At 68.2% G+C, this 23,183-nt stretch carries 19 protein-coding genes; 14 read left to right on the forward strand and 5 right to left on the reverse strand.

The window, feature by feature from the left end; translation table 11 throughout:
- Nucleotides 1–7: 7 nt before the first annotated feature.
- The gene (locus DFR50_RS06760) at nucleotides 8–1,429 is read right to left on the reverse strand and encodes a sigma-54-dependent transcriptional regulator (protein ID WP_113888559.1); all 1,422 of its coding nucleotides are present in this window, start codon (nucleotides 1,427–1,429) and stop codon (nucleotides 8–10) included.
- A gap of 293 nt (nucleotides 1,430–1,722) precedes the next feature.
- Here DFR50_RS06760 and DFR50_RS06765 point away from each other — a divergent pair, with 293 nt between their 5' ends.
- The 4 genes from DFR50_RS06765 (at nucleotide 1,723) to DFR50_RS06780 (ending at nucleotide 5,357) form a co-directional block, all read left to right on the forward strand.
- A complete protein-coding gene (locus tag DFR50_RS06765; protein WP_113888441.1) occupies nucleotides 1,723–2,103 on the forward strand; it encodes a hypothetical protein in 381 nt (126 codons plus the stop codon).
- 73 nt (nucleotides 2,104–2,176) lie between these two features.
- The gene (locus tag DFR50_RS06770) at nucleotides 2,177–3,202 is read left to right on the forward strand and encodes a CobW family GTP-binding protein (protein ID WP_113888442.1); all 1,026 of its coding nucleotides are present in this window, start codon (nucleotides 2,177–2,179) and stop codon (nucleotides 3,200–3,202) included.
- Between the two features lie 17 nt (nucleotides 3,203–3,219).
- Entirely contained in the window at nucleotides 3,220–4,221 is a 1,002-nt protein-coding gene (locus tag DFR50_RS06775) for a WD40 repeat domain-containing protein (RefSeq protein ID WP_113888560.1), read from the forward strand.
- Between the two features lie 29 nt (nucleotides 4,222–4,250).
- Nucleotides 4,251–5,357: an alkene reductase gene (locus DFR50_RS06780; RefSeq protein ID WP_113888443.1), complete on the forward strand. Its 1,107-nt coding sequence runs from the start codon at nucleotides 4,251–4,253 to the stop codon at nucleotides 5,355–5,357.
- A gap of 107 nt (nucleotides 5,358–5,464) precedes the next feature.
- Here the strand turns inward: DFR50_RS06780 and DFR50_RS06785 are convergent, their stop codons facing one another.
- From DFR50_RS06785 to DFR50_RS06800, 4 genes are all read right to left on the reverse strand, one after another.
- Nucleotides 5,465–7,087 carry a glycoside hydrolase family 43 protein gene (locus DFR50_RS06785; protein ID WP_113888561.1) on the reverse strand — a complete coding sequence of 541 codons (1,623 nt, stop codon included), beginning with the start codon at nucleotides 7,085–7,087 and terminating at the stop codon, nucleotides 5,465–5,467.
- Nucleotides 7,084–7,725 carry a ThuA domain-containing protein gene (locus tag DFR50_RS06790; RefSeq protein ID WP_113888444.1) on the reverse strand — a complete coding sequence of 214 codons (642 nt, stop codon included), beginning with the start codon at nucleotides 7,723–7,725 and terminating at the stop codon, nucleotides 7,084–7,086. The genes DFR50_RS06785 and DFR50_RS06790 overlap by 4 nt, the downstream gene beginning before the upstream one ends.
- A gap of 64 nt (nucleotides 7,726–7,789) precedes the next feature.
- Nucleotides 7,790–8,887 (reverse strand): Gfo/Idh/MocA family protein, encoded by a 1,098-nt coding sequence (locus DFR50_RS06795; RefSeq protein ID WP_113888445.1) that lies wholly within the window; start codon nucleotides 8,885–8,887, stop codon nucleotides 7,790–7,792.
- Nucleotides 8,884–10,131, reverse strand: coding sequence for an ROK family transcriptional regulator (locus DFR50_RS06800; protein ID WP_113888446.1), 1,248 nt, complete (start codon nucleotides 10,129–10,131; stop codon nucleotides 8,884–8,886). Before DFR50_RS06800 ends, DFR50_RS06795 begins: the two co-directional genes overlap by 4 nt.
- Before the next feature lie 219 nt (nucleotides 10,132–10,350).
- On the opposite strand from DFR50_RS06800, the gene DFR50_RS06805 reads away from it, so the two are divergent.
- From DFR50_RS06805 to DFR50_RS06855, 10 genes are all read left to right on the forward strand, one after another.
- A complete protein-coding gene (locus DFR50_RS06805) occupies nucleotides 10,351–11,604 on the forward strand; it encodes an extracellular solute-binding protein (RefSeq protein ID WP_113888562.1) in 1,254 nt (417 codons plus the stop codon).
- Nucleotides 11,605–11,724: 120 nt separating this feature from the next.
- Nucleotides 11,725–12,588 (forward strand): carbohydrate ABC transporter permease, encoded by an 864-nt coding sequence (locus DFR50_RS06810; protein ID WP_113888447.1) that lies wholly within the window; start codon nucleotides 11,725–11,727, stop codon nucleotides 12,586–12,588.
- Nucleotides 12,581–13,465 carry a carbohydrate ABC transporter permease gene (locus DFR50_RS06815; protein ID WP_113888448.1) on the forward strand — a complete coding sequence of 295 codons (885 nt, stop codon included), beginning with the start codon at nucleotides 12,581–12,583 and terminating at the stop codon, nucleotides 13,463–13,465. Before DFR50_RS06810 ends, DFR50_RS06815 begins: the two co-directional genes overlap by 8 nt.
- Nucleotides 13,466–13,886: 421 nt before the next feature.
- Nucleotides 13,887–16,211 carry an FGGY family pentulose kinase gene (locus DFR50_RS06825; protein WP_113888450.1) on the forward strand — a complete coding sequence of 775 codons (2,325 nt, stop codon included), beginning with the start codon at nucleotides 13,887–13,889 and terminating at the stop codon, nucleotides 16,209–16,211.
- Nucleotides 16,181–17,137, forward strand: a complete 957-nt coding sequence (locus DFR50_RS06830) for a sugar-binding transcriptional regulator (protein WP_113888451.1) — start codon at nucleotides 16,181–16,183, stop codon at nucleotides 17,135–17,137. Before DFR50_RS06825 ends, DFR50_RS06830 begins: the two co-directional genes overlap by 31 nt.
- A 217-nt stretch (nucleotides 17,138–17,354) precedes the next feature.
- Nucleotides 17,355–18,671, forward strand: coding sequence for an ABC transporter substrate-binding protein (locus DFR50_RS06835; protein WP_113888452.1), 1,317 nt, complete (start codon nucleotides 17,355–17,357; stop codon nucleotides 18,669–18,671).
- A gap of 212 nt (nucleotides 18,672–18,883) precedes the next feature.
- Complete coding sequence (locus DFR50_RS06840; RefSeq protein WP_113888453.1) at nucleotides 18,884–19,756, forward strand: carbohydrate ABC transporter permease; 873 nt, start codon at nucleotides 18,884–18,886, stop codon at nucleotides 19,754–19,756.
- Nucleotides 19,757–19,760: 4 nt separating this feature from the next.
- Nucleotides 19,761–20,591 carry a carbohydrate ABC transporter permease gene (locus DFR50_RS06845; RefSeq protein WP_113888454.1) on the forward strand — a complete coding sequence of 277 codons (831 nt, stop codon included), beginning with the start codon at nucleotides 19,761–19,763 and terminating at the stop codon, nucleotides 20,589–20,591.
- Between the two features lie 25 nt (nucleotides 20,592–20,616).
- Nucleotides 20,617–21,618, forward strand: a complete 1,002-nt coding sequence (locus DFR50_RS06850) for an ABC transporter ATP-binding protein (protein WP_113888455.1) — start codon at nucleotides 20,617–20,619, stop codon at nucleotides 21,616–21,618.
- 52 nt (nucleotides 21,619–21,670) lie between these two features.
- On the forward strand, nucleotides 21,671–23,149 hold the full coding sequence (locus DFR50_RS06855) for a mannitol dehydrogenase family protein (protein ID WP_113888456.1): 1,479 nt from the start codon (nucleotides 21,671–21,673) through the stop codon (nucleotides 23,147–23,149).
- Nucleotides 23,150–23,183 lie beyond the last annotated feature (34 nt).

Here is a 23,183-nt window from a genome sequence, read left to right on the forward strand (position 1 = left end):
CGGATCCCTACTTCGGGAGTTCGCCGGTCCGCCAGCCTTCGACCCGGCGGTAGATGGTCGAGGGGCTGACCTGAAGGGCTGCGGCGGCGCGCGGAATCGACCCTCCGCAAGCATCGATCGCGCCCTCGATCGCGCAGCGAATCACGTCCTCGAGCGGTCGGATCTCAGCCGCCGCGAGCGGGGTCGCCGGAGGCGGCGCCTGGGGAGGCGCCTGGACCGCCTGCGGCGCCGGCGCAGGCGGGGTCGCATGGCGGCTCCACATCGTCTTTGGCAGCATGTCCAGGGTCACGACGTCGCCGTCGTTCAGCACGACCATCGAACGGATCACGTTCTGGAGCTGCCGGACATTGCCGGGCCAGGGGTAGGCGAGCATGACCGCTTCGGCCTCGGGCGAGAACGCCCTCAGCGCCTTCCCGTCTTCCTTGGCGAAGAGCTCGAGGAAGTGCCGCGAGAGAAGCAGGACGTCGCCGTCGCGCTCGCGAAGCGGCGGCAGTTCGAGCGGGACCACATGCAGGCGATAGAAGAGGTCCTCGCGGAAGCGGCCAGCCATGACCTCCGCCTGCGGGTCCCGGTTGGTCGCGCATACGATCCGCACGTCGGCGCGCCGCAAGTTGTCCTCGCCCACGCGCTGGACGGTCTTCTCCTGCAGGAAGCGCAGGAGCTTCGTCTGCATGCCGAGATCCATTTCCCCGATTTCGTCCAGGAAAAGGGTGCCGCCGTCCGCCAGAAGCGCAGCGCCCTTGCGGTCGCTCGAGGCGCCCGTGAAGGCGCCCTTGACGTGGCCGAAGATCTCGCTCTCCATCAGGTCCTTGGGAATGGCGGCGCAATTGACCGGGACGAACGGTCCGTCCTTCCGCTTGCTGAGCTTGTGCAGGGCCTCGGCGCACAATTCCTTGCCGACGCCCGATTCGCCGGTGATGAACACGGTCGCGTTGGTCGGGGCGGCGCTCCGCAGGATGCGATAGACGACCTGCATCGCGAGCGACTGTCCGATCAGCCGTCCCGGGGGACCCTCGCCGCTCTGTTCGACGACTTCCTCGAGACGATCGCTCAGGCGTCGGTGCTCGAGCGCGTTCCTCACCGTCACGACCAGCCGGTCCTTCGAGAACGGCTTGACGATGAAGTCGAAAGCGCCCTCGCGCATGGCCTCGACGGCGAGCTTGACCGACCCCTCGGCGGTGATCACGATCACGTCCGCCGGCGCGCCCATCGCGCGGATACGGTGCAGGATTTCCAGGCCGTTCATGTCCGGGAGGTGGACGTCGAGCACCGCCACGGCGACCGGGCGCCGTTCCAGATAGGCGAGCGCCTCCGCGCCGTTGCTGACAGTGTGGACGAAAACCGGTTCGCGGCTCAGAAACGCAGAGTAGCTCGCTGCGAGCGCGGGGACGTCTTCGACGATGAGAACGGTCGGCTGATGCGCGTTCAATGGCCCGTCCTGCTTCACCCGGTCGGCGCAGTCCCCGGCGTCCGGCCGTTCCTTCCCCAATGGCCGCCGACCCGACGAGGTCCTGCTCGAACAATCGATTACCGCGATCGCGGCCGACAAACAATCGTGACCTGCGTCGTTGTCTGCGCAACCAGCGGCGGCCCGAAGGGACGTGGCGTTCGGGCGCCGGGAGGGCGCCGCGCCGACGGCTGGACGCAGTTCTGTCCAGCCGGTATTGACGGCCGTCCGCCCCAAGTCCGCGAAAAACCCTGAACCAGAAGGAGTGAGAGATCATGCGCCCCCTTCTTCTCGCCGCCGGGCTGGTCGCCGTCGTGGCCGCGCCGTCCCTGGCCGATCCCGCGCTCACTGTCGCGCCCTCCGTCATGCGCAGGGCGGCGAACCCGTATTCCCCGATCGTCCAGACCGTTCCGGTAAACGCCGAGGTCGACATTCAGAGCTGCGGCGGCGCCTGGTGCTACGGCTCCTGGCGCGGTCTCTATGGTTTCTTCCCGGCCTTCGCCGTGGCGCAGGGAGCGCTTCCGCCGACGGTCGGCTTTGCGCCCCCGCCGTCATCGTTCGTCGTCACGGCGCCGGTGGTGGTCGCGCCGCCCCCGCCGGTCGTGCGCTGGGGCGGTCCGTACGTCGGGGTCGGCTGGGGCTGGAGCCGCTGGTGAGGGCCCCTCTACCGCTGCGCGGGCGTCCTGCCTATATGACGGCTGATCCCGATTTCCATGAGGAGACGAACGCGTGAGCGAAGCCCGCGAAGGCGACAAGATTCCGGTCACGGTCCTCACCGGCTACCTCGGCGCCGGCAAGACGACGCTGCTCAACCGCATCCTCAGCGAGCCGCACGGCAAGCGCTACGCCGTGGTGGTCAACGAGTTCGGCGAGATCGGCATCGACAACGAACTCGTTGTCGGCGCGGACGAGGAAGTGTTCGAGATGAACAACGGCTGCATCTGCTGCACCGTGCGCGGCGACCTGATCCGCATCATCGAGGGGCTGATGCGGCGCAAGGGCAAGTTCGACGCGATCATCGTCGAGACGACCGGCCTCGCCGACCCGGCGCCGGTGGCGCAGACGTTTTTCGTCGACGAGGACGTGCAGAAGGTCGCGCGGCTCGACGCGGTCGTCACCGTCGCCGACGCCAGGTGGCTCGCCCACCGGCTGCGCGACGCGCCGGAGGCCAAGAACCAGATCGCCTTCGCCGACGTCATCGTCATCAACAAGATCGACCTCGTCAGCCCCGCCGAACTGCGCGAGGTCGAGGCGCGCATCCGGGCGATCAACCCCTACGCCACACTGCACCGCGCGCAGAACTGCGATGTCGCGCTCGCCGACGTGCTGGAGAGGCGCGCCTTCGACCTCGACCGCATCCTCGACATCGAACCGGACTTCCTCGTCGCCGAGGACCATGACCATGACCATGATCACGGCCACGCGCACGAGCATCACGGTCTGAAGCACTACCACGACGAGGACATGCAGTCGGTGTCGATCCGGCTCGACGGCGACGTCGATCCGGCGAAGTTCATGCCCTGGATCAACCGCGTCACCCAGGAGCAGGGGCCGAACATCCTGCGCTGCAAGGGCATCGTGGCGATGAAGAACGATCCCAAGCGCTTCGTCTTCCAGGGCGTGCACATGATGCTCGACGGCGACTCGCAGCGGGCGTGGCGGGCGGACGAGAAGCGCGAGTCCAAAGTCGTGTTCATCGGCCGCAATCTCGAGGAGGAGGCCATTCGCGCCGGCTTCCTCGCCTGCGCGGCGTGACCGCCGGAGAGTTCGCGATGACCGACGGCCAGGCCACGACCTCGCTCGCGCAGCACGTGCGCGCCTTCGACGCGGGCGGCGAGGCCGTCGCCGCGGCGTTTCTCGGCGACCAGCCGGCGCTCGCGCTCGCCGACGGCGTCGTGCGCCTCGGCGAGCCGGATGATGCGAAGCGGATCGCCGTCCATCCCGGGGCGGCCATTCTGGTTACGGTGTGCGACGGAGCAACGCTCGCCACCGGCGGCGACGACGGGCGGGTGGTCGCGGTCGGCGCCGACGGCGTCGCCCGGCAGATCGCCGACGAAAAGGGCCGCTGGATCGACGCGCTCGCGCTGCGCGGCGAGAGCGTCGCCTGGAGCGCGGGCAAGGCCGTCATGGCCCGGGACGAAGCGGGCGTGGTGAGGACGTGGGCCGCGCCGTCGAGCGTGCGCGGCCTCGCCTTCCAGCCGAAGGGCTACCGTCTGGCCGCGACCCATTACAACGGCGCGACGCTCTGGTTTCCCAAGGTCGAGGGCGCGCCGCAGACGCTCGAGTGGAAGGGCGCGCATCTCGACGCGACCTTCTCGCCCGACGGCCGGTTCCTCGTCACCTCCATGCAGGAGAACGCGTTGCACGGCTGGCGGCTCGTCGATTCGCGCAACATGCGGATGACCGGCTATCCAGGCAAGACGCGCTCGCTCGCCTGGTCGCACGACGGAAACTGGCTCGCCACCTCGGGCGCGGAGGCGTCGGTGGTCTGGCCGTTCAAGGACAAGGACGGCCCGATGGGCAAGGCGCCGCGGGAATGCGGCGTGCGCGAGGCGCGCGTGACCCGGGTCGCTTTCCACCCAAGAGCGCTGGTGCTCGCCATCGGCTACGCCGACGGGATGGTGCTGCTCTGCCGGCTCGCCGACGCAGCGGAAATTCTGGTGCGCCGTCCGGGCGGAGGTCCGGTCGGCGCGCTGTGCTGGGACGCGCGCGGCGCGCGCCTGTTGTTCGGCCTCGAGTCCGGCGAGGCTGGTCTACTGGACCTTCCGGGCTGACACATTCAAGAAGAGCTGGGGATTTATTCATGTCGCTCGATTCGTCACCGCTGCTCGCGCCGTTCCGTCTCGGCGATCTCGAGCTGAAGAACCGCGTCGTCATGGCGCCGCTGACCCGCAACCGCGCTACGCCCGGCACGGACGCGCCGCGCGAGCTCAACGCCCGCTACTACGTGCAGCGCGCCAGCGCCGGCCTCCTCGTCAGCGAGGGCTCGCAGGTCAGCCGCGAAGGGCAGGGGTACCTGTGGACGCCGGGCGTCTATACCGAGGCCCAGGTCGAGGGCTGGCGCAAGGTGACCGGCGCCGTTCACGCGGCCGGCGGCCGCATCTTCATCCAGCTCTGGCACGTCGGCCGCGTGTCGCACGTCTCGCTGCAGGAGGGCGGCAAGGCGCCGGTCGCGCCGTCTGCGATCATCGCCCGGACCAAGACCTTCATCGAGGGCGGCTTCGCCGAGACGTCCATGCCTCGCGCGCTCGAGACGGAGGAGGTCAAGCGCGTCGTCGCCGATTTCGGCCGCGCCGCCGCCAACGCCAAGGCCGCGGGCTTCGACGGCGTCGAGATTCACGGCGCCAACGGCTATCTGGTCGACCAGTTCCTGCGCGACGGCTCGAACAAGCGCGAGGACATCTACGGCGGCAGCATCGAGAACCGCATCCGCTTCGCCCTCGAAGTCGTCGACGCGATCGCCCGGGTCTGGCCGTCGTCGCGCATCGGCATCCGCATGGCGCCGGTGAGTCCGGCCAACGACATCGCGGATTCGAATCCGCAGGCGCTGTTCGGCGCGCTCGTGGAAAAACTGAGCGAGCGGAAGATCGGCTACATCCACGTCGTCGAGGGCCAGATCCAGGGGCCGCGCGACTACGCGTCGTTCGACTACGCCGCGCTCCGGCGCGCCTTCTCGGGCGCCTACATCGCCAACAACGGCTACGACCGCGACAGCGCGATCGAAGCCGTGCGCGACGGCCGCGCCGACCTCGTCGCCTTCGGCCGCTGGTTCATCTCGAACCCGGACCTCGTCGAGCGCCTGCGCCGCGGCGCGGAGCTGAACGCATTCGACCGCGCCACCTTCTACGGCGGCGGCGAAGCCGGTTACACCGACTACCCGACGTTCGCCGCAGCGGTCGAGCCCGCGTAAGACGAGGACAGGCCGGCGCGGACTGTTGGTTCGCGCTGGCGGTCCCGCCCCGGCGCAAGCCGGGGCCGCCGATCAGACTGAAGCGAGCAGCTGGGACGGCCGGCGCGTCAGTCGTCGTCGGCGCCTTCGTAGTCGAAGTCCCTGAAGTCGGCATGCGCGGCGCCGCCCGACGTGTCGAACGCGAACATGCCGACGAAGGCGCCGGTGAAGGAGCGATGCTCTCCGCCGCCCGCCTCGTCCGAGAGGAGAGAAGCGTCGAGCGCCGGGCCGATATCGCGCCAGACCCCATCGGAGAGCGCGTAGGCGAATTGCAGCCGGGCGTGATCGACGGAGACGGCGAGCCTGATCGGCCCTTCCCCGACAGCGACCGAAGCCGGCAATGGAAATGTCAGGCGACCCTCCGGATAGTCGCCGGCGCAGCTCAGAATCGTCAGCGACCGGCCCGCTGTCTCGCTCCAGCCGACGGCGAGGGCATGAAACTTGTATCGGTTGTAGTAGGCGGTCAGTCCGGCGGCCTGCTGAAAGGTCCGCGGCTCGAAATCGAGTTCGACCTCGGCGCGATAGACGAAGTGCTCCTGGCGGCGGGCGACCAGCGCCTGCTCGAACCAGGAGCCGATCGATTCCCGGCCGATCAGGCGAAGCCAACCGGGTCGCGCCGCGAGCGAAAAAATCCGCTCGGGATGCGGCGTTCGAAGCCACTGGAAATCCGGGGGAAGACGATCGGGAGACAACACGCTCCGCTCCCGCGCCCGCGCCGGCGCCGCCGGCGTCGCGAACGGCGGCGGAACGGCGACGGAGGGAACCTGGCCGCCGTCGGCGAGATAAAGCCAGTCGTCATCGCCCCACACGCATTTCTGGATGGCCGTCTCGCGCCCGAGCGGCGATCGACTCTGGCCGGGAAGCGGCCGCGAGCAGAGGTGGGTGTGATAGACCTGCCCGTCCGGCGTCTCGACGATCTGCCCGTGCCCCGCGCGCTGAAGCGGCGCGGCGGGCGCGTCCTTCGATGTGATCAGATGGACGTTGGGGTGGAGTTCGTACGGACCGTCGAGGCGGCGCGAACGCGCCATCGTGACCGCGTGGTCGTAGCCGGTCCCGCCTTCGGCGGTCGTCAGATAGTACCAGCCCTTGCGCTTGTGGAGATGCGGACCTTCGACCAGACCATGCGGGCTGCCGGTGAAAATGGTCTTGGCCTCGCCGATGAGCCGACCGGCCTGCGCGTCCCATTCCTGCAACGCGATGCCGAAAAAGGCCGGATGCCGCAGACGCGCGCCGGCCGGATCGCGATGGTTCCAGAGCATGTTGACGAACCACTTGAGGCCGTCGTCGTCGTGAAACAACGAGGGGTCGAAGCCGCTCGAATTGACATAAGCGCGCTCCGACCAGGGCCCTTCGATCGCGGGCGCGGTGACGATGTAGTTGTGCGCGTCCTTGAAATTGCCGTCGAGCCGTTTGACGTCGGTGTAGACGAGCCAGAACTTTCCGTCCGCATGGGAGAGGCAAGGCGCCCAGACGCCGCAGGAATCCGGCTCGCCCCGGAGATCGAGCAGCGAGGCGCGATCGAGCGGCCGCCCGACCAGCCGCCAGGTCACGAGGTCGCGCGAGTGGTGGATCTGCACGCCCGGATACCACTCGAAAGTGGAGGTCGCGATGTAGTAGTCCTCGCCGACCCGGCAGATCGACGGGTCCGGGTTGAAGCCAGGCAGGATCGGGTTGCGGATCGTCGCGCTCACCGCGCGGCCCATATCATGCCGCGGCGGAAAATCTCGCGCATCTCGGGCGTCTCGAATTCCGCCGCGACATGTCCGAGCGAGCTGTAGAAGACGCGTCCCTCGCCATGCCTGCGCTTCCACACCACCGGCATGACGACGCCCTTGATCCAGGGCGCGTGCTCGCCCGAGAACGTCGTGGTGGCGAGCACCTCGTTCGAAGGATCGACGTGCATGTAATATTGCTCGGACCGATAGGGGAAGCTCGCGATCCCCTGCATGATGGGGTCGTCGGGCCGGGTGACGTCGACGCGATAGTCGATGACGCCGCCGGGATGGGCGACCCACTGGCCGCCGCACATGAACTGGTAGTCGACGCTGTCGCGGAAGGCGTCGCCCATGCCGCCGTGGTATCCCGCGAGCCCGACGCCGCCGCGCACCGCCGCGGTCAGGTTCTCGACCTCTTCCTTCTCGATCTTCGACATCGTGACGATCGGCACGATCAGGCTCATCTCGGCGATGCCCGGATCGGCGAAGGCCTCGGTCGTATTCTCGACATAGACCTTGAACCCGCTCTCCTGCAGCATGCCGGCGACGATCTCGGCGCCTTTCTCGGGCTCGTGTCCGCTCCAGCCGCCCCAGACGATCAGCGCTTCCCGCATGTGGCTTTCCTTCCTTGATTGGGCGCGCGCAAGGCCCGGCCTCGACGGCCGGTCCGGCCGCGCTTCAGTCCAGTTCGCCCGTCGTCAGCGACGCAGGCATGGGCGCCGGCCGCTCCGGGCGCGAGGCGATCGGGACCGACGCGCCCGTATCCGACGACGTCTGGAACGCCTGCATCACTTCGAGAACATGGAACGCGAGGTCGCCGCTCGCGCGGTGCGGCCGGCCGGTCCGGATCGCCTGCGCCATGTCGGCGAGACCCAGAATGCGGTGGTTGCCGTCCGCATAGGCGTGCCGGGTCGGGACCTCGCGCCAGTCTTCCGAAGCGCTGGCGAACTCGACCCGCCCGCCGAAATAATTGGGGTCGGGGACGATCAGCGTCCCGGCCTCCCCGTAGAGCTCGATCGGAACGTGCCGGTGGCGCGCGACGTCGAAGCTCATCGTCATCGAGACCGCCGCCCCGCTGGCGAAGGTGAGCACGCCGGTCACGTGCGTCGCAATCTCGACCGGCAGGCGCGCGCCCTTGAGCGGCTCGCTCGAGACGACCCGTTCGGCGCGCGTGCGGGTCGCGACGCCGGCGACGCTCGCCACAGGTCCGAGCAGGTTGACGAGATCGGTGACGTAGTAAGGGCCCATGTCGAGCATCGGGCCGCCGCCCTCGAGATAGTAGAAGCCGGGGTTCGGATGCCAGCGTTCGTGGCCCGGGCACATGAAGAACGCCGTCCCGCCGACCGGCCGGCCGATGAGCCCTTCATCCAGGCACTGGCGCGCGGTCTGGTGGGCGCCGCCGAGAAACGTGTCCGGCGCGCACCCGAGGCGCAGACCGCTCGTCCTGGCCGCTTCGAGCAGCCGTCGGGCTTCGTCGAGCGCCACGCCGAGCGGCTTCTCCGAATGGACGTGCTTGCCCGCTGCGATCGCTCTGAGGCCGACCTCCACATGCGCCTTCGGCACAGTCAGATTGAGGATGACCTCGATCGCCGGATCGGCCAGAACGTCCTCGACCGTCCGCGCCGGGACGCCGAACTCGGCCGACCGCGCCTCCGCGGCCGCCGGAACGGCGTCGGCGAGGGCGGCGATGTCGAGGATCGGAAAGGCCTTGGCCGCCTTGAGATAGGCGGCGCTGATGTTGCCGCAGCCGATGACGCCGACGCTCACTCTGGTCATGCCGATCCTCCCGCCTGCGCTGCCCCGATCCCCCGGGCGGGCGGGGCGGGCCCCGTCGTCCCCCACGGGGCGCCATAGAGGTCGCGTAGCGTCATCGCCGCCGCGCCCTGAACCCAGATCCGATCGCTCCACTCGCGCACCACGATGTCGGAGACGTCGGCCAGGCTCGCGGGCAGCGAGGCCGCGACCGCCGCCCGGAGCGGATGGATGAAACAGTCGCTCGCCGTCATCGCGCGCCCCGACACGATCACCTTTGGGGGCGCGAACAGCGTGATGAGATTGGCGATGGCGAAGCCGAGCGATTCGCCGGCCCTGGCGAGCACCCGCGCGCAATCCCCGTCGCCGGCTTCGGCGCGCCGGATGAGCGCGGCCATGGCGCGGTCGGGCCGCGCCGGAACGTCGCCGGCGACCCCTTTGAGAAAGGGCTCGGCGTCGGCGAGCACCGCCGTCTCGGACGCCACGTCCGCGAGGCGGCCGCCGCCTTCGCCGGGCGCACGCAGCATGAAGTCGCCGAGGTCGGGGCTGAGGCCGTTCGCGCCGCGAAAGAGTTCGCCGTTGTGCAGGATCCCGAGACCGAGGCTCCGCTCGACATTGACCACGAGGAAGTCGTTGAGGCCGCGCGCCTGGCCGAACCAGTGTTCCGCGAGCGCCGCGAGATTGACGTCGCTGTCGATCGAAGCCGGCGTCCCGAGCCGCGCCGCGAGGTCGGCGCCGAAGGGGACGTCGCGCTCCTGGAGGACCGGGCTCTGCCGGCAGATCCCCGCGGCGCGCTCGACGACGCCGGGCAGGCCGACGCAAATCCCCGACACGCCCGAGAGTTCGAGACCGGCGTCGCTGACGCATCGACGGACGCCGTCCTCGACCAGATCGGCGATGACCGTCGCCGTCTGCCGGTCGATGCGCACCGGAAGGGCGAGCGAGTGAAGAATCTCGCCGCAGAAGTTGGCGACCGCCACCGTGATCTGGTCGGAAGCGAGCTTCACCCCGACGACATGAGCCGCCTCCGGGTTCAGCCTGAGCATGACGCGCGGCCGGCCGCGTCCCAGATCGCGCACGGCGCCGACATGCTCGGGAATGATCAGGCGGTCGTCGAGCAGCGCCGCCGTGATCGCCGAGACGGTCGTCGGGCTGAGGGCGGTGAATTCGGTGATTTCGACCCGGGACACCGGTCCGAAGCGGCGGATCGCGTCCATCACATGGAAGCGGTTGATCGCGCGCATGAGTTCAGGATCGGCGGTCTTCATCGCGAAGCGGGCGTTCCCTCGAATTACTTGGTAACCGGAATTAATTCCTCGGCTCCTTCCCTGTCAACGGCTCACTTCACGGCGAGACGGCGATGCAACCGGCCGTTCCGCGAAAATCCGGAGCCCGATCGCTTGACAGGCGCAGGGAGACGAGACAGATTTAGTTTGCATCTCGGACAAAAGCTGGAAGCCGAGTTTTACAATTTTCGGGAGGAACTTATGACCTTGCGCAAGTCCCTGTTCGTGGCCGCGTGCATCGCCGCATTCAGCGCCCCCGCATTCGCCGACACCAACGTCACCGTCCTCCATGTCAGCGAAAACCCGGCGCAAAGAGGGCTCTGGGAAAAGATCGCGGCCGATTACAACGCGTCCCACAAGGGCGTGAACGTGCAGATGAAGTACCTCGAGAACGAGGCCTTCAAGGCCAAGCTGCCGACGATGCTGCAGTCCGACTCGCGCCCGGACCTGTTCTACAGCTGGGCCGGCGGCGTCATGCAGGCGCAAGACAAGGCCGGCTTCCTGAAGGACATCACCGCCGACGTCGCGACGGTCGACCAGACCCTGTCGCCGACCGCGGTCGACGCCTTCAAGGTCGACGGCAAGGTCGTCGGCGTGCCGTTCGAGCAGGGCGAGGTCGTCTTCTACTACAACAAGAAGCTATTTGAAAAAGCCGGCGTCAAGGCCGAAGACATCAAGAGCTGGGACGATTTTCTCGCTGCGGTCAAGAAGCTCAAGGCCGCCGGGATCACTCCGATCGCAGTCGGGGCCGGCGAGAAGTGGCCGATGCACTTCTATTATTCCTACCTCGTGATGCGCCTCGGCGGCGAGCATGCGCTGACCGACGCGAAGGCGGGCAAGGACGGCGGTTTCAAGAGCCCGGCTTTCGTCGACGCCGGCAAGCGCCTGCGCGAACTCGCCGCGCTCGAGCCCTTCCAGCCCGGCTACCTCCAGACCTCGCACGCCCAGTCCTCCGGGATCTTCGGCGACGGCAAGGCGGCCATGGACCTCATGGGCCAGTGGCTGCTCGGCATGCAGGCGCCGAATTCGGCGAGCGGCAAGGGCCTGCCGGAAGAGGACATCGGCATTTTGTCCTTCCCCGTCGTTGCGGGCGGCAAAGGCAAGGCGACCGACACGCTCGGCGGAATCAACGGCTGGCTGGTCAGCAAGTCCGCGCCCCCGGAAGCCGTCGATTTCCTGAAGTTCTTCAGCCAGGAAAAATACGCCAAGGAGGCCGCGGCGAGCGCCGCCTACATTCCAGTCGTCAAGGGGGCCGACGCCTCGTTCACCAATCCGCTGTTCAAGCGCCTCGCAAGCGACCTCGCGGCGACGACCTATCATCAGAACTTTTTCGACCAGGACCTCGGCCCCTCGGTCGGGCGCGTGATCAACGACGTGTCGGTGGCGGTGGCGGCCGGCGAGATGACGCCCGAAGCCGCAGCCGCCGCGATTCAGGAAGCGGCCGACCAGCAATAGTCGTGCGCGGACGAAGCGCAGTCGCGGGCCCCGCCGCATGCCGGCGGGACCGTCTTTCCCTCCCATCCGGGGTCGTTCGTGTCGGCGGCTGATCCGGCCTATGTCGAGCCCGTCCGCCGCATGTCGGCGAACGGCTGGACGACGCTGGTGGTCTTCCTGCCGCCGGCGCTGCTGATCTTCACCGTCTTCGTCGCCCTTCCGATGACGGAAGCGGCCTGGTACGGCTTCTTCAACTGGAACGGCTACGGCCGGCCGGAAAAGTTCGTCGGGCTCAAGAACTATCAGCAGCTGTTCGGCAACGCGACCTTCCTGCGGTCTCTGGTCAACAACGGACTCATCATCGCGGTCTCCCTTCTGGTCCAGCTCCCGCTGGCGCTCGGGATCGCCATGATGGTGGCGGGCCGCATCGTCGGCGCCGCCTGGTTCCGGATGATCTTCTTCCTGCCCTATATCCTTGCCGACGTGGCGGCCGGGCTGATCTGGCGCTTCATGTTCGACGGCGGCTTCGGGCTGCCGTCCCTGGTCACCGGCGCGCTCGGGATCGCCCCCTACTACCTGCTCGCCGACAAGACCTGGGCGTTCAGCGCGGTGCTGATCGTCACCCTGTGGAAGTACTTCGGCTTCCATATGATGCTCTACGTCGCCGGACTCCAGAGCATCGACAAGTCGCTCCTCGAAGCGGCGGAGATGGATGGCGCGAGCGCCTTTCAGCGCTTCTGGCACATCACCCTGCCGCTGCTCGGACCGATGATCCGGCTGTCGATCTTCTTTTCGGTCGTCGGCGCGCTGCAACTCTTCGACGTCATCGTGCCGCTGACCGGGGGCGGACCGTTCGAGACGACGAACACGATGGTGTCCTTCCTCTACTACTTCGGCATTACCCGCATGCGCGTCGGCTTCGGCTCGGCGGTCGGCGTGGTCCTGTTCATCATCTGCGTCACCTTCGCGTTCGGCTACCGACGGATTTTCATGCGCGATGACTGAAGCAAGCCCGATCGCCCCGCCGCTCGGCGCGACCCTGGATACGCCCGCCGGAGACCGGCGCCCGCTCGCCGGGATCGTCCTGTTCGCGGCGTTGATCGTCATCGCCGGCGCGGTGCTGGCGCCGATCGCAGCCACCGCGCTCAACGGATTCAAGGCGCTCGGCGACCTGCAAACCCATCCGTTCAACCTGCCGCAGTCCTGGATCTGGGCGAACTACTGGGACATCCTCGCCAGCGTCCGCTACTGGCAGGTGCTCGGAAACTCGCTGCTCATCGCGCTGCTGACCGTGGCGCTGACGCTGGCGCTGTCGTCCATGGCCGCCTTCGCCTTCGCGCATCTCAAGTTCTTCGGCGACCGGTTTCTCCTGAGCTATCTTCAGCTCGGGCTGCTGTTTCCTCTCGCCACCGCGATCTTGCCGCTCTTCATCACGGTCCGCGATCTCGGGCTGCTCGACTCCTATCTCGGCGTGGTGCTGCCGCAGGTCGCCTTCTCCCTCGCCATGGGCGTGCTGCTGCTGCGCAATGCCTTCCGGCAGTTGCCGGCGGAACTTCTCGACGCGGCGATGATGGACGGCTGTGGATACTTCCGCTATTTCTTCTTCATCACCTTGCCGCTCTCGGGTCCGATCCTGTCGACGGTCGCGGTCATTTCCTTCGTCGCCAGCTGGAACGGCTATTTGCTGCCGCTCGTCGTCTTCAACAGCGAATCCCGCTATCCTTGGACGCTCGGCCTCATGGCCTATCAGGGTCAGTATTCGACCTCGTGGCAACTCGTGCTCGCCTTCATCACCCTGACGATTCTGCCGGCGATTCTGATGTTCCTGGTGGCGCAGCGCTATATCGTGGCGGGCCTGACCGCGGGTGCGGTCAAGGGATGATGTCGACCCCGCCAAGGCGCCGGGATCGTCGGTTTCGAAGGCCGGCGCCGCGCGCGTTCCCGAGCGCTGCGGGCAGCCTTCCGAAGCGCGCCGTCCGCGCCTGCGGCCCCGATCCGCTTTCGACGCCGGCGGATATGGCCTCCGAGCAGGGTAGGGGGACCAGCCGAAGGATGGCCGACGGCGCCGGCCGGGCTGAGGCCCGGCGGATGCGCGGCTCGCGCAAGCAAGCGCGCAAGAGCGTGATCGCGCAGGCGTGCGTCACGGGGCGCGCGATTCCGTTTTCGGCCTTGTCCGCCTGGGGCGCGCCGCCTGGCGAGGGCGGTTTCCGCGCCGCGGCGCGGCAACGCCGGCCCGGCCGCTTGCCACGGCGGCGCAAAAGTCCGACTCTCGGCGCCCTGCGGAAAGGGCGGCCTCGGGCGCGATGAACACGGCCTATATCGGAGTGGACGTCGGCACGGGCAGCGCCCGCGCCGGCGCGTTCGACGCCGGCGGCCGGTTGTTGGCCACCGCCAGGCGGCCGGTCGCGCTCTGGCGCGAACCCGGCGACGTCGTCGAGCAGTCCACGGCCGACATCTGGCGCGCCACGACCGAGGCGGTGCGCGAGGCCGTGGCGACCAGCGGCCTTCCGCCCGACGCCTTCGCCGGCGTCGGCTTCGCCGCCACCTGCTCGCTCGTCGCGCTCGACGCCCGGCTTGCGCCGCTGTCGATCAACCGGGCGGACGCCCCCGGCCGCGACGTCATGGCCTGGATGGACCACCGCGCGGCCGAGGACGCGGAGCGCATCAACGCCGGCGGGCACGAGGTTCTGGCTTATGTCGGCGGCGCGCTGTCGCCCGAGATGCAGATCCCCAAGCTCGCCTGGCTCAATCGCAGGAAGCCGGAGACCTTCGCCAGGGCGGCGCACTTCCTTTCGCTCACCGACTATCTGTCCTTCCGCGCGACGGGGACGCTCGCGCGCTCGCTCTGCTCGGTCGCTTGCAAGTTCGGCTATCTGGCGCACGAACGGCGCTGGCCGAAAGCGTTCCTCGACAGCGTCGGCCTCGGCGCGCTCGCGGCCGACGGCTTCGCCCGGCTCGGCGCCGAGATCGTCGATCCCGGAACGGCCCTCGGGCGCGGACTCGCCGCCGAAGCCGCCGCCGCCATGGGGCTCGCGGAAGGCGCGCCGGTCGGAGCGGGGCTCGTTGACGCCCATGCCGGCGCGCTCGCCTCGCTCGGGGCGCGCGAGGGCGGGGCGCCCGGCGATCCGCGCCGGCGGCTCGCCCTGATCCTCGGCACGTCGTGCGGCTGCCTCGCGGTGTCGGACGAGCCGCGTTTCGTCGAGTCCCTGTGGGGACCGCACTGGTCCGCGCTGACTCCGGGCCAGTGGCTGCTCGACGGCGGACAGTCGGCTTTCGGCGCGGCGATCGACCGGATCGTCCGCATGCACCCGATGTCCCATGAGGGTCTGGCCGGCGGCCTCGCCGCGCTCGAGCGGCGGCTGGCCCAGCGGACGGGCGGGCTCGCGCAGGCGGCCCTCCTCGCCGCCGACCTCCACGTTCTGCCCTCGTTCATCGGCGAGCGGGCGCCGGTCGCCGACTCTTCCGCGCGCGGCGGCGTGGTTGGGCTCGATCTGAGCGAGGACGCGGCGAGTCTCGAGGCGCTCTATGTCGCCGGCGTTTGCGGACTCGCCTACGGCGTCGCCGATATCGTCGCGGCCTTCGGGCGCGCCGGTTTCGTCTTCGACGCGATCGTGGCGAGCGGCGGCGCGGCGGCGAGCCCGCTCGTGCGCCGGATCGTCGCCGACGCTTGCGGGATCACGGTCGCCTCGCCCGAGACGCCCGAACCCGTGCTGCTCGGCTCGGCGATGATCGCCGCTGCGGCCTCGGGGCGCGAAACCGTGACCTCGGCGATGGCGTCGATGTCGGCGCTCGGCGCGCGGGTCGAGCCCGCGGGCGGCGCGATCGCCGCGTTTCACGCCCGCAAGCGCCGCGCCTTCGCCATACTGACGCGGGCGGAACGCGCGGCGCGGGCGGTCATGCGCGAAGCCCGCTGGCCGGAGGTCGTCATCTTCGATTGCGACGGCGTCCTCGTCGACAGCGAACTCATCGCCCTCGGCGTCACCCGCCGCATGCTCGGCGAGGCCGGCCTCAGTCTGAGCGACGAGGAGACGCGCGAACGCTTTCTCGGCATGCGCCAGGACGGCGCGCTCGAGCGAATCCAGGGCGAACGCGGCGTGCCGTTGCCGAAGGGGTTTTCCGCCGCGCTCGCGCGCGAGATTCTCGCGACCTTCGAGCGCGAGCTGAAAGGCGTCGACGGCGTGCGTCAGGCGGTCGGCGGGCTCGACGCCCGTGTCTGCGTCGCCTCCTCGAGCGCGCCGCTGCGCCTCCGCTTCGCCTTGCGCGTGACCGACTACGAATCGCTGTTTGCGCCGAATATCTTTTCCTCCACGGAAGTTCAGCGCGGCAAGCCCTGGCCCGACCTGTTCCTGTTCGCCGCGCGCGCCATGCGGGCCGCGCCACATGACTGCCTCGTGATCGAGGACAGCGTCGCCGGCGTGACCGCGGCGCGCGCCGCAGGGATGACCGTCTTCGGCTTCGCCGGGGCGAGCCACTTCTCCAAGCCGGCTCAGGCCGAGGAATTGACGGCCGCAGGGGCGGCGCTCATCTTCGCCGACATGGCGCGGCTGCCGCAGCTCGTCGAGGAATGGCGCGCGCGCGGCGCGGCGCGGGAGCACGAATGGCGCGAAAAACCGATCACGACGGACTGAGACTCGACGAGGCCGCGCGTGCGGGCTGGCTCTACTACGTCGCCGGCAACACTCAGGACGAGATCGCCCGCAAGCTCGGCATCTCGCGCCAGGCCGCGCAGCGCCTCGTGTCGCTCGCCATCAGCGAGCGGCTGATCAAGGTGCGCCTCGATCATCCGATCGCCCGCTGCATGGAGCTCGCCGCCGCGCTCAAGCTTCGCTACGACCTGCGCTACTGCGACATCGCTCCGACCGACCCGGACTCGACCTCCTCGACGCTCGGCATCGCCCAGGCGGCGGCGACCGAGTTCGAGCGCTGGCTGCGGCGGACGGAGCCCGCGATCATCGGCATCGGCACCGGCCGCACCATGCGCGCCGTCGCGGACCAGTTGCCGGCGATGGAGTGCCCGCAGCACAGGCTGGTCGCGCTCGTCGGCACCACCAAGGTCGACGGCTCCTCGTCGTTCTTCGACGTGATCATCCGGCTTTCCGATACGGTGCGCGCGCCCCACTATCCCATGCCGCTGCCGGTGGTCGCCCGATCGGTCGAGGAGCGCGAACTGCTCACGAGCCTCGCCTCGGTGAAGAGCCTGTTCGACATGGTCGCGCGCACCGACGTCATCTTCGTCGGCGTCGGCTCGATCAGCGATTCGGCCCCGCTCGTGCAGGACGGCATCATCACCCGGCAGGAGGCCGAGGCGATGCGCAACGCCGGCGCGGTGGGCGAGATCACCGGCTGGGCGTTCGACGGCGCGGGCCGGGTCCTGACCGAGGGCTTCAACCTGCGCGTCGCCGGCGCGCCGCTGCGCAAGGCCGGCAATCGCCTGGTGATCGGCGTCGCCATGGGCCCGTCCCGGCGGGCGCCCCTGCGGGCGGCTCTCATGGGAGGATTGATTTCCGGGCTCGTCACGGATGAAAGCACCGCGGAACACTTGCTGCAGCGCTAGGCGCCTGCCGGCGACTTGGGCGCCCGCAAAAGGACAAACTCTCGTCGTTTCAATATGTTATAACTCGCCTGGCGTGTTGGTGGCGGAAACTGCCTTTCGGTTGTGCAGCGCAGCGACGATTTCCCGTTGACTTGGCGGCGTCTGTATGGTGAGTATTCGCCCGCTACCTAAGCAATTGCCCACCACACGTGGCGTTGCTCACTGGAGGATTACGTTCATGAAGGTTCTCGTGAAGGCCCTGCTGGGCGCCGTCGCGCTTACAAGCTTCGCGCTGCCCGCATATGCCGAGACCACGCTGACCATCGCCACCGTCAACAACGGCGATATGATCCGCATGCAGAAGATGACGGACGATTTCACCAAGGCCAATCCGGATATCAAGCTCAACTGGGTGACGCTCGAGGAGAACGTGCTGCGCCAGAAGGTGACGACCGACATCGCCACCAAGGGCGGCCAGTTCGACGTCCTGACCATCGGCACCTACGAGACCCCGATCTGGGCGAAGAAGGGCTGGCTCGTGCCGCTCGACAAGCTCGGCGCCGACTACGACGTCGACGACCTGCTGCCGCCGATCCGCGCCGGGCTCTCGCTCGACGGCAAGCTCTACGCGGCGCCGTTCTACGGCGAGAGCTCTTTCGTCATGTATCGCAAGGATCTGATGGAGAAGGCCGGGCTCACCATGCCGGAGAAGCCCACCTGGACCTTCATCAAGGAAGCCGCCGACAAGATGACCGACAAGGCCGCAGGGGTCTACGGCATCTGCCTGCGCGGCAAGCCGGGCTGGGGCGAGAACATGGCGTTCCTCACGGCGACCGCCAATTCGTTCGGCGCGCGCTGGTTCGACGAGAAGTGGGAGCCGCAGTTCAACACGCCGGAATGGAAGGCGACGCTCGACTATTACGTGCCGCTGATGAAGGCCGACGGGCCCCCCGGCGCCTCGTCGAACGGCTTCAACGAGAACCTCGCGCTGTTCAACGCCGGCAAGTGCGGCATGTGGATCGACGCGACGGTCGCCGCGGGCTTCGTGACCGACCCCAAGCAGTCGACGGTCGCCGACAAGGTCGGCTTCGCGCTCGCTCCCGACAACGGCCTCGGCAAGCGCGGCAACTGGCTCTGGGCGTGGTCCCTGGCCGTGCCGGCCGGCTCGCACAAGACCGAGGCGGCCGAGAAGTTCATCGCCTGGGCGACCAGCAAGCACTACACCGACCTCGTGGCCGAGAAGGACGGCTGGGCGCGCGTCCCGCCGGGCACCCGCACCTCGCTCTACAAGAACGCCGACTACGACAAGGCGGCGCCGTTCGCGGCTTTGACGATCGAATCGATCGAGTCGGCCGACCCGCTCCACCCGACCGTGAAGCCGGTTCCCTATACGGGCGTGCAGTTCGTCGCGATCCCCGAATTCCAGGGGATGGGCGAGACCGTCGGCCAGGACTTCTCGGCCGCGCTCGCCGGCACGATGACCGTCGACGACGCGCTCGCCAAGGCCCAGGCGAGCACGACCGCCACGATGAAGAAGGCCGGCTACATCAAGTAGCCTCGATCCGGACCGCCTCGCGGCCAGTTTGTCCGCGAGGCGTCCTCGAGACGTCCTCCCCTTCCCTCCCCGATTGGGGAGGGCCTTTCGACCGGCGCGACATCCGCCGGGACGACGAATCGTCCGCCTCGCAGACGGGCTCTCCGAGCCTTTGACACCGTATCCCAACCCGGGAACGGCCGCCGACACCAACCGCGGGAGGCCTTTCAAGGATGGCGACCCAACAGACTTCCGCCGCAGCCCGGGTGCTCGTGGCGCCCTCGGTCATCCTGCTGTTCCTGTGGATGATCGTGCCGCTGGCGATGACGCTCTATTTCTCGAGCCTGCGTTACAGCCTGCTCGACGCCGAGAACATCGGTTTCGTCGGCTTTCAGAACTACGCCGCCTTTCTCTCCGACCCGGACTTTCTCTCCGCGCTGGTGAACACGCTGGTTCTCGTGGGCTCCGTGCTGGTGATCAGCGTCGGCGGCGGAATCCTCGTCGCGCTGCTGATGGACCAGCCGGTGTTCGGGCAGAACGCGCTCCGCCTGATGGTGATCGCGCCCTTCTTCGTCATGCCGACGGTGAGCGCGCTCGTCTGGAAGAACCTGCTGATGAACCCCGACTCGGGGCTGTTCGCCTGGATCGCCCGGTCGCTCGGCATGGAGCCCGTCGTCTGGTTCACCAACCATCCGATGATGTCGGTTGTCATCGTCGTCTCGTGGGAGTGGCTGCCGTTCGCGAGCCTGATCCTGCTCACCGCGCTGCAGTCGCTCGACGAGGAGCAGAAGGAGGCGGCGCAACTCGACGGCGCCGGCGCCCTCCCGTACTTCTTCTATATCGTGTTGCCGCATATCGCCCGCGCCATCACAGTCGTGATCCTGATCGAGACGATCTTCCTGCTCAGCGTGTTCGCAGAAATCTACGTGACGACGGGGGGCGGGCCGGGCGTAGCCACCACCAACATCCCCTTCCTCGTCTACAAGGAGGCGCTGCTCAACTTCGATGTCGGCGCGGCGTCCGCCGGCGGTATCGTCGCCGTCATTCTCGCCAACATCGTCGCGATCTTCCTGATGCGGATCGTCGGCCGGAACCTGGAGGGCTGACAAGATGGCCATGAAGCAATCCCCGGCCAAGCGGGTCGGCGTCACCGTCGCCGCATGGCTCGTCGCCTTCCTGATCTTCTTCCCGATCCTGTGGACCTTCCTCACCAGCTTCAAGAGCGAGCTCGACGCCATCGCGATGCCGCCGAAGTTCCTGTTCTTCAACTGGACGCTGGAAAACTACGCCGAGGTCCAGGAGCGCTCGAACTACCTGAAATACGCCTTCAATTCGATCGTGCTGTCGGTCGGCGCCAACTTCGTCGGGCTCCTCATCGCGGTGCCCGCCGCCTGGGCGATGGCGTTTGCGCCCGGCAAACGCACCAAGGACCTCCTGATGTGGATGCTGTCGACCAAGATGATGCCGGCGGTCGGCGTGCTCGTTCCGATCTACCTGCTGTTCCGCGACCTGGGGCTGCTCGACAGCCTGTGGGGCATCGGCTTCGTCCTGATGCTCCTGAACCTGCCGATCATCATCTGGATGCTCTACACCTACTTCAAGGAGATCCCGGTCGACATCCTCGAGGCGGCGCGCATGGACGGGGCGTCGCTGCTCAACGAAATCCTCTACGTGCTCACGCCGATGGCCGTACCCGGCATCGCCTCGACGATGCTGCTCGCGATCATCCTGTCGTGGAACGAGGCGTTCTGGACGCTCAACCTCGCGACCTCCAACGCCGCTCCCCTCACCGCCTTCATCGCCTCTTATTCGGCGCCGGAAGGGTTCTTCTGGGCGAAGCTGTCGGCGGCTTCGACCCTCGCCATCGCGCCGATTCTCGTTCTCGGCTGGTTCTCGCAGAAGCAGCTCGTGCGCGGCCTGACCTTCGGCGCGGTCAAATAAGCCGGCAACAGGGAGACATGCGACCATGGGCAGCATTCAACTGAAGTCGGTTCGCAAGGCCTTCGGCGGCGTCAGCGTGATCAACGGCGTCGATCTCGATATCAAGAACGGCGAGTTCGCCGTGTTCGTGGGCCCATCCGGCTGCGGCAAGTCCACGCTGCTCAGGCTCATCGCCGGGCTCGAGGACGTGACCTCGGGCGAGGTGCTGATCGACGGGAAGGCCGTCACCGACGTCGGCCCCGCGCAGCGGGGCCTCGCGATGGTGTTCCAGTCCTACGCGCTCTATCCGCACATGAGCGTGCGCAACAACATCGCCTTCGCCCTTAAGATGGCGGGCGAGAAGACCGACGTGATCGAGCGGAAGGTGGCCAAGGCGGCGGCGACGCTGAACCTCACCGACTATCTCGACCGCAAGCCGCGCCAGCTGTCCGGCGGCCAACGCCAGCGCGTCGCGATCGGCCGCGCCATCGTGCGCGAGCCGAAAGCGTTCCTGTTCGACGAACCGCTGTCCAACCTCGACGCGTCGCTCAGGGTTCAGATGCGGGTCGAGATCGGCGAGCTGCACAACGACCTCAAGACGACCATGATCTACGTCACCCACGATCAGGTCGAGGCGATGACGATGGCCGACAAGATCGTGGTGCTCGACAAGGGATCGGTGGCGCAGGTCGGCACGCCGCTCGAACTCTACAACCGGCCGAACGGCCTGTTCGTGGCGGGCTTCATCGGCTCGCCCAAGATGAACTTCATCAAAGGGCCGTCGTCGGAAAGGCGCGGCGCGGCGATCCTCGGCATCCGCCCCGAGCACGTCGCCGTCTCGACCACCGCGGGCGAGTGGCCGGCGACGGTGCGGCTCGCCGAACACCTCGGCTCCGACACCTTCGTTCACGCCGAGGGCGACGGCATCGGCCCGCTGACGCTCAGGCTCGAAGGGGAAGCGCCGCTGAAGCCGGACCAGAGGATTTTCGTCACGCCGCGCGAAGCCAACATCCACAAGTTCGACACCAACGGCCGGCGCATCGACTGATCGCCGCCGCCGGCTCGGGCCCTGGGCTTCAAGAATCAGTGGACAAAAACTCATGAGCGTCAAACTCACCCTCGCCGCTTCGGCGAACCTGCCGGCCGGCGTCGCCGCGCCGAGATACCGTCGCGCGGATCTGAAGCCGGGCATCCTCCATATCGGCGTGGGCAACTTCCACCGCGCCCATCAGGCGGTCTATCTCGACGACCTGTTCAACGCCGGCCACGACCACGACTGGGCGCTCGTCGGCGCGGGAGTCCGCGAACCCGACGTCGACATGCGGGCGAAGCTTCAGGCGCAGGACTGGCTGACGACCGTGGTCGAGCAGGAGGCGGACGCCGCCACGGTGCGCGTCACCGGCGCGATGATCGACTTCGTGACGCCGTTCGACGTCGAGGCGAACCTCGCCGCGCTGGCCCGGCCGGAGATCCGCATCGTGTCGCTGACGGTGACGGAGGGCGGCTACTACATCTCGCCCGCGACCCAGCGCTTCGACCCGGCGCATCCGGAGATCGTCTATGACGCGGCCCACCCCGACACGCCCAAGACGGCCTTCGGGCTGATCGCGGCGGGCCTGAAGCGCCGGCGGGCCGCGGGCCTCGCGCCCTTCACGGTCATGTCCTGCGACAACATCCCCGGCAACGGGCATGTGACGGAAAGCGCGGTCGCGGGTCTGGCCGAGCTTTCCGACCCGGAATTCGCGCGCTGGATCCGGGCGAACGTCGCCTTTCCCAACTCCATGGTCGACCGCATCACGCCGGCCACGACCGATCGCGAGCGCGCGATCCTGCGCGATTCCTACGGCGTCGACGACGCCTGGCCGGTGTTCTGCGAGACGTTCCGGCAATGGGTGATCGAGGACAAGTTCCCCGCCGGCCGACCGGCGCTGGAGAAGGTCGGCGTCACCTTCACCGGCGACGTCGCGCCCTACGAATTGATGAAGATCCGCATCCTCAACGGCGGCCATGCCGCGATCGCCTATCCGGCCGGCCTTCTCGACATCCACTTCGTCCACGAGGCGATGGAGGATGCGCAGATCGCGGCTTTCCTCGAGACGCTGACGAAGCGCGAGATCATCCCGGTCGTGCCGCCGCCGCCGCAAGTCGACCTCGAGGCCTATCGCCAGAAGGTCGCCGAGCGCTTCGCCAACCCCAAGATCGGCGACACCATCAGCCGCCTCTGCCTCGATGGATCGAACCGGCAGCCGAAGTTCATCCTGCCGACGGCGCGCGACCGCATCGCGGCCGGCGCCAGCGTCGAGGGACTGGCGCTCGTCTCGGCGCTGTGGTGCCGCTACGCTTACGGCGAATCGGAGAGCGGCAAGGTCATCCCGCCCAACGATCCGGCCTGGGATCGCCTGCAGGCGGCGGCGAGACCCGCCCGCGACGACCCCCGCGCCTTCCTCGCGATGGGCGATATCTTCGGCGACCTGGCGGACAATCCCGTCTACGTCGCGGCGTTCTCGGACGCGCTCGGCGCCTTGTGGGCGAATGGCGTGCGCGCGACCCTCGCGGGTTACCTCGAACGCGGGGCTTGAGCCTTCGCGTCGTTTCATGCCGGTCGAGCCGACC

It is taken from the genome of Roseiarcus fermentans (assembly GCF_003315135.1).
GTDB lineage: Bacteria > Pseudomonadota > Alphaproteobacteria > Rhizobiales > Beijerinckiaceae > Roseiarcus > Roseiarcus fermentans.

What these genes read in the sequence shown, in the direction of transcription:
- DFR50_RS06825 (WP_113888450.1), top strand. Translation starts at nt 13,887, where the DNA reads ATGAACACGGCCTATATCGGAGTGGACGTCGGCACGGGCAGCGCCCGC.
- DFR50_RS06840 (WP_113888453.1), top strand. Translation starts at nt 18,884, where the DNA reads ATGGCGACCCAACAGACTTCCGCCGCAGCCCGGGTGCTCGTGGCGCCC.
- DFR50_RS06765 (WP_113888441.1), top strand. Translation starts at nt 1,723, where the DNA reads ATGCGCCCCCTTCTTCTCGCCGCCGGGCTGGTCGCCGTCGTGGCCGCG.
- DFR50_RS06790 (WP_113888444.1), bottom strand. Translation starts at nt 7,725, where the DNA reads ATGCGGGAAGCGCTGATCGTCTGGGGCGGCTGGAGCGGACACGAGCCC.
- DFR50_RS06845 (WP_113888454.1), top strand. Translation starts at nt 19,761, where the DNA reads ATGGCCATGAAGCAATCCCCGGCCAAGCGGGTCGGCGTCACCGTCGCC.
- DFR50_RS06780 (WP_113888443.1), top strand. Translation starts at nt 4,251, where the DNA reads ATGTCGCTCGATTCGTCACCGCTGCTCGCGCCGTTCCGTCTCGGCGAT.
- DFR50_RS06835 (WP_113888452.1), top strand. Translation starts at nt 17,355, where the DNA reads ATGAAGGTTCTCGTGAAGGCCCTGCTGGGCGCCGTCGCGCTTACAAGC.
- DFR50_RS06815 (WP_113888448.1), top strand. Translation starts at nt 12,581, where the DNA reads ATGACTGAAGCAAGCCCGATCGCCCCGCCGCTCGGCGCGACCCTGGAT.
- DFR50_RS06775 (WP_113888560.1), top strand. Translation starts at nt 3,220, where the DNA reads ATGACCGACGGCCAGGCCACGACCTCGCTCGCGCAGCACGTGCGCGCC.
- DFR50_RS06800 (WP_113888446.1), bottom strand. Translation starts at nt 10,131, where the DNA reads ATGAAGACCGCCGATCCTGAACTCATGCGCGCGATCAACCGCTTCCAT.
- DFR50_RS06795 (WP_113888445.1), bottom strand. Translation starts at nt 8,887, where the DNA reads ATGACCAGAGTGAGCGTCGGCGTCATCGGCTGCGGCAACATCAGCGCC.
- DFR50_RS06810 (WP_113888447.1), top strand. Translation starts at nt 11,725, where the DNA reads ATGTCGGCGAACGGCTGGACGACGCTGGTGGTCTTCCTGCCGCCGGCG.
- DFR50_RS06855 (WP_113888456.1), top strand. Translation starts at nt 21,671, where the DNA reads ATGAGCGTCAAACTCACCCTCGCCGCTTCGGCGAACCTGCCGGCCGGC.
- DFR50_RS06850 (WP_113888455.1), top strand. Translation starts at nt 20,617, where the DNA reads ATGGGCAGCATTCAACTGAAGTCGGTTCGCAAGGCCTTCGGCGGCGTC.
- DFR50_RS06830 (WP_113888451.1), top strand. Translation starts at nt 16,181, where the DNA reads ATGGCGCGAAAAACCGATCACGACGGACTGAGACTCGACGAGGCCGCG.
- DFR50_RS06805 (WP_113888562.1), top strand. Translation starts at nt 10,351, where the DNA reads ATGACCTTGCGCAAGTCCCTGTTCGTGGCCGCGTGCATCGCCGCATTC.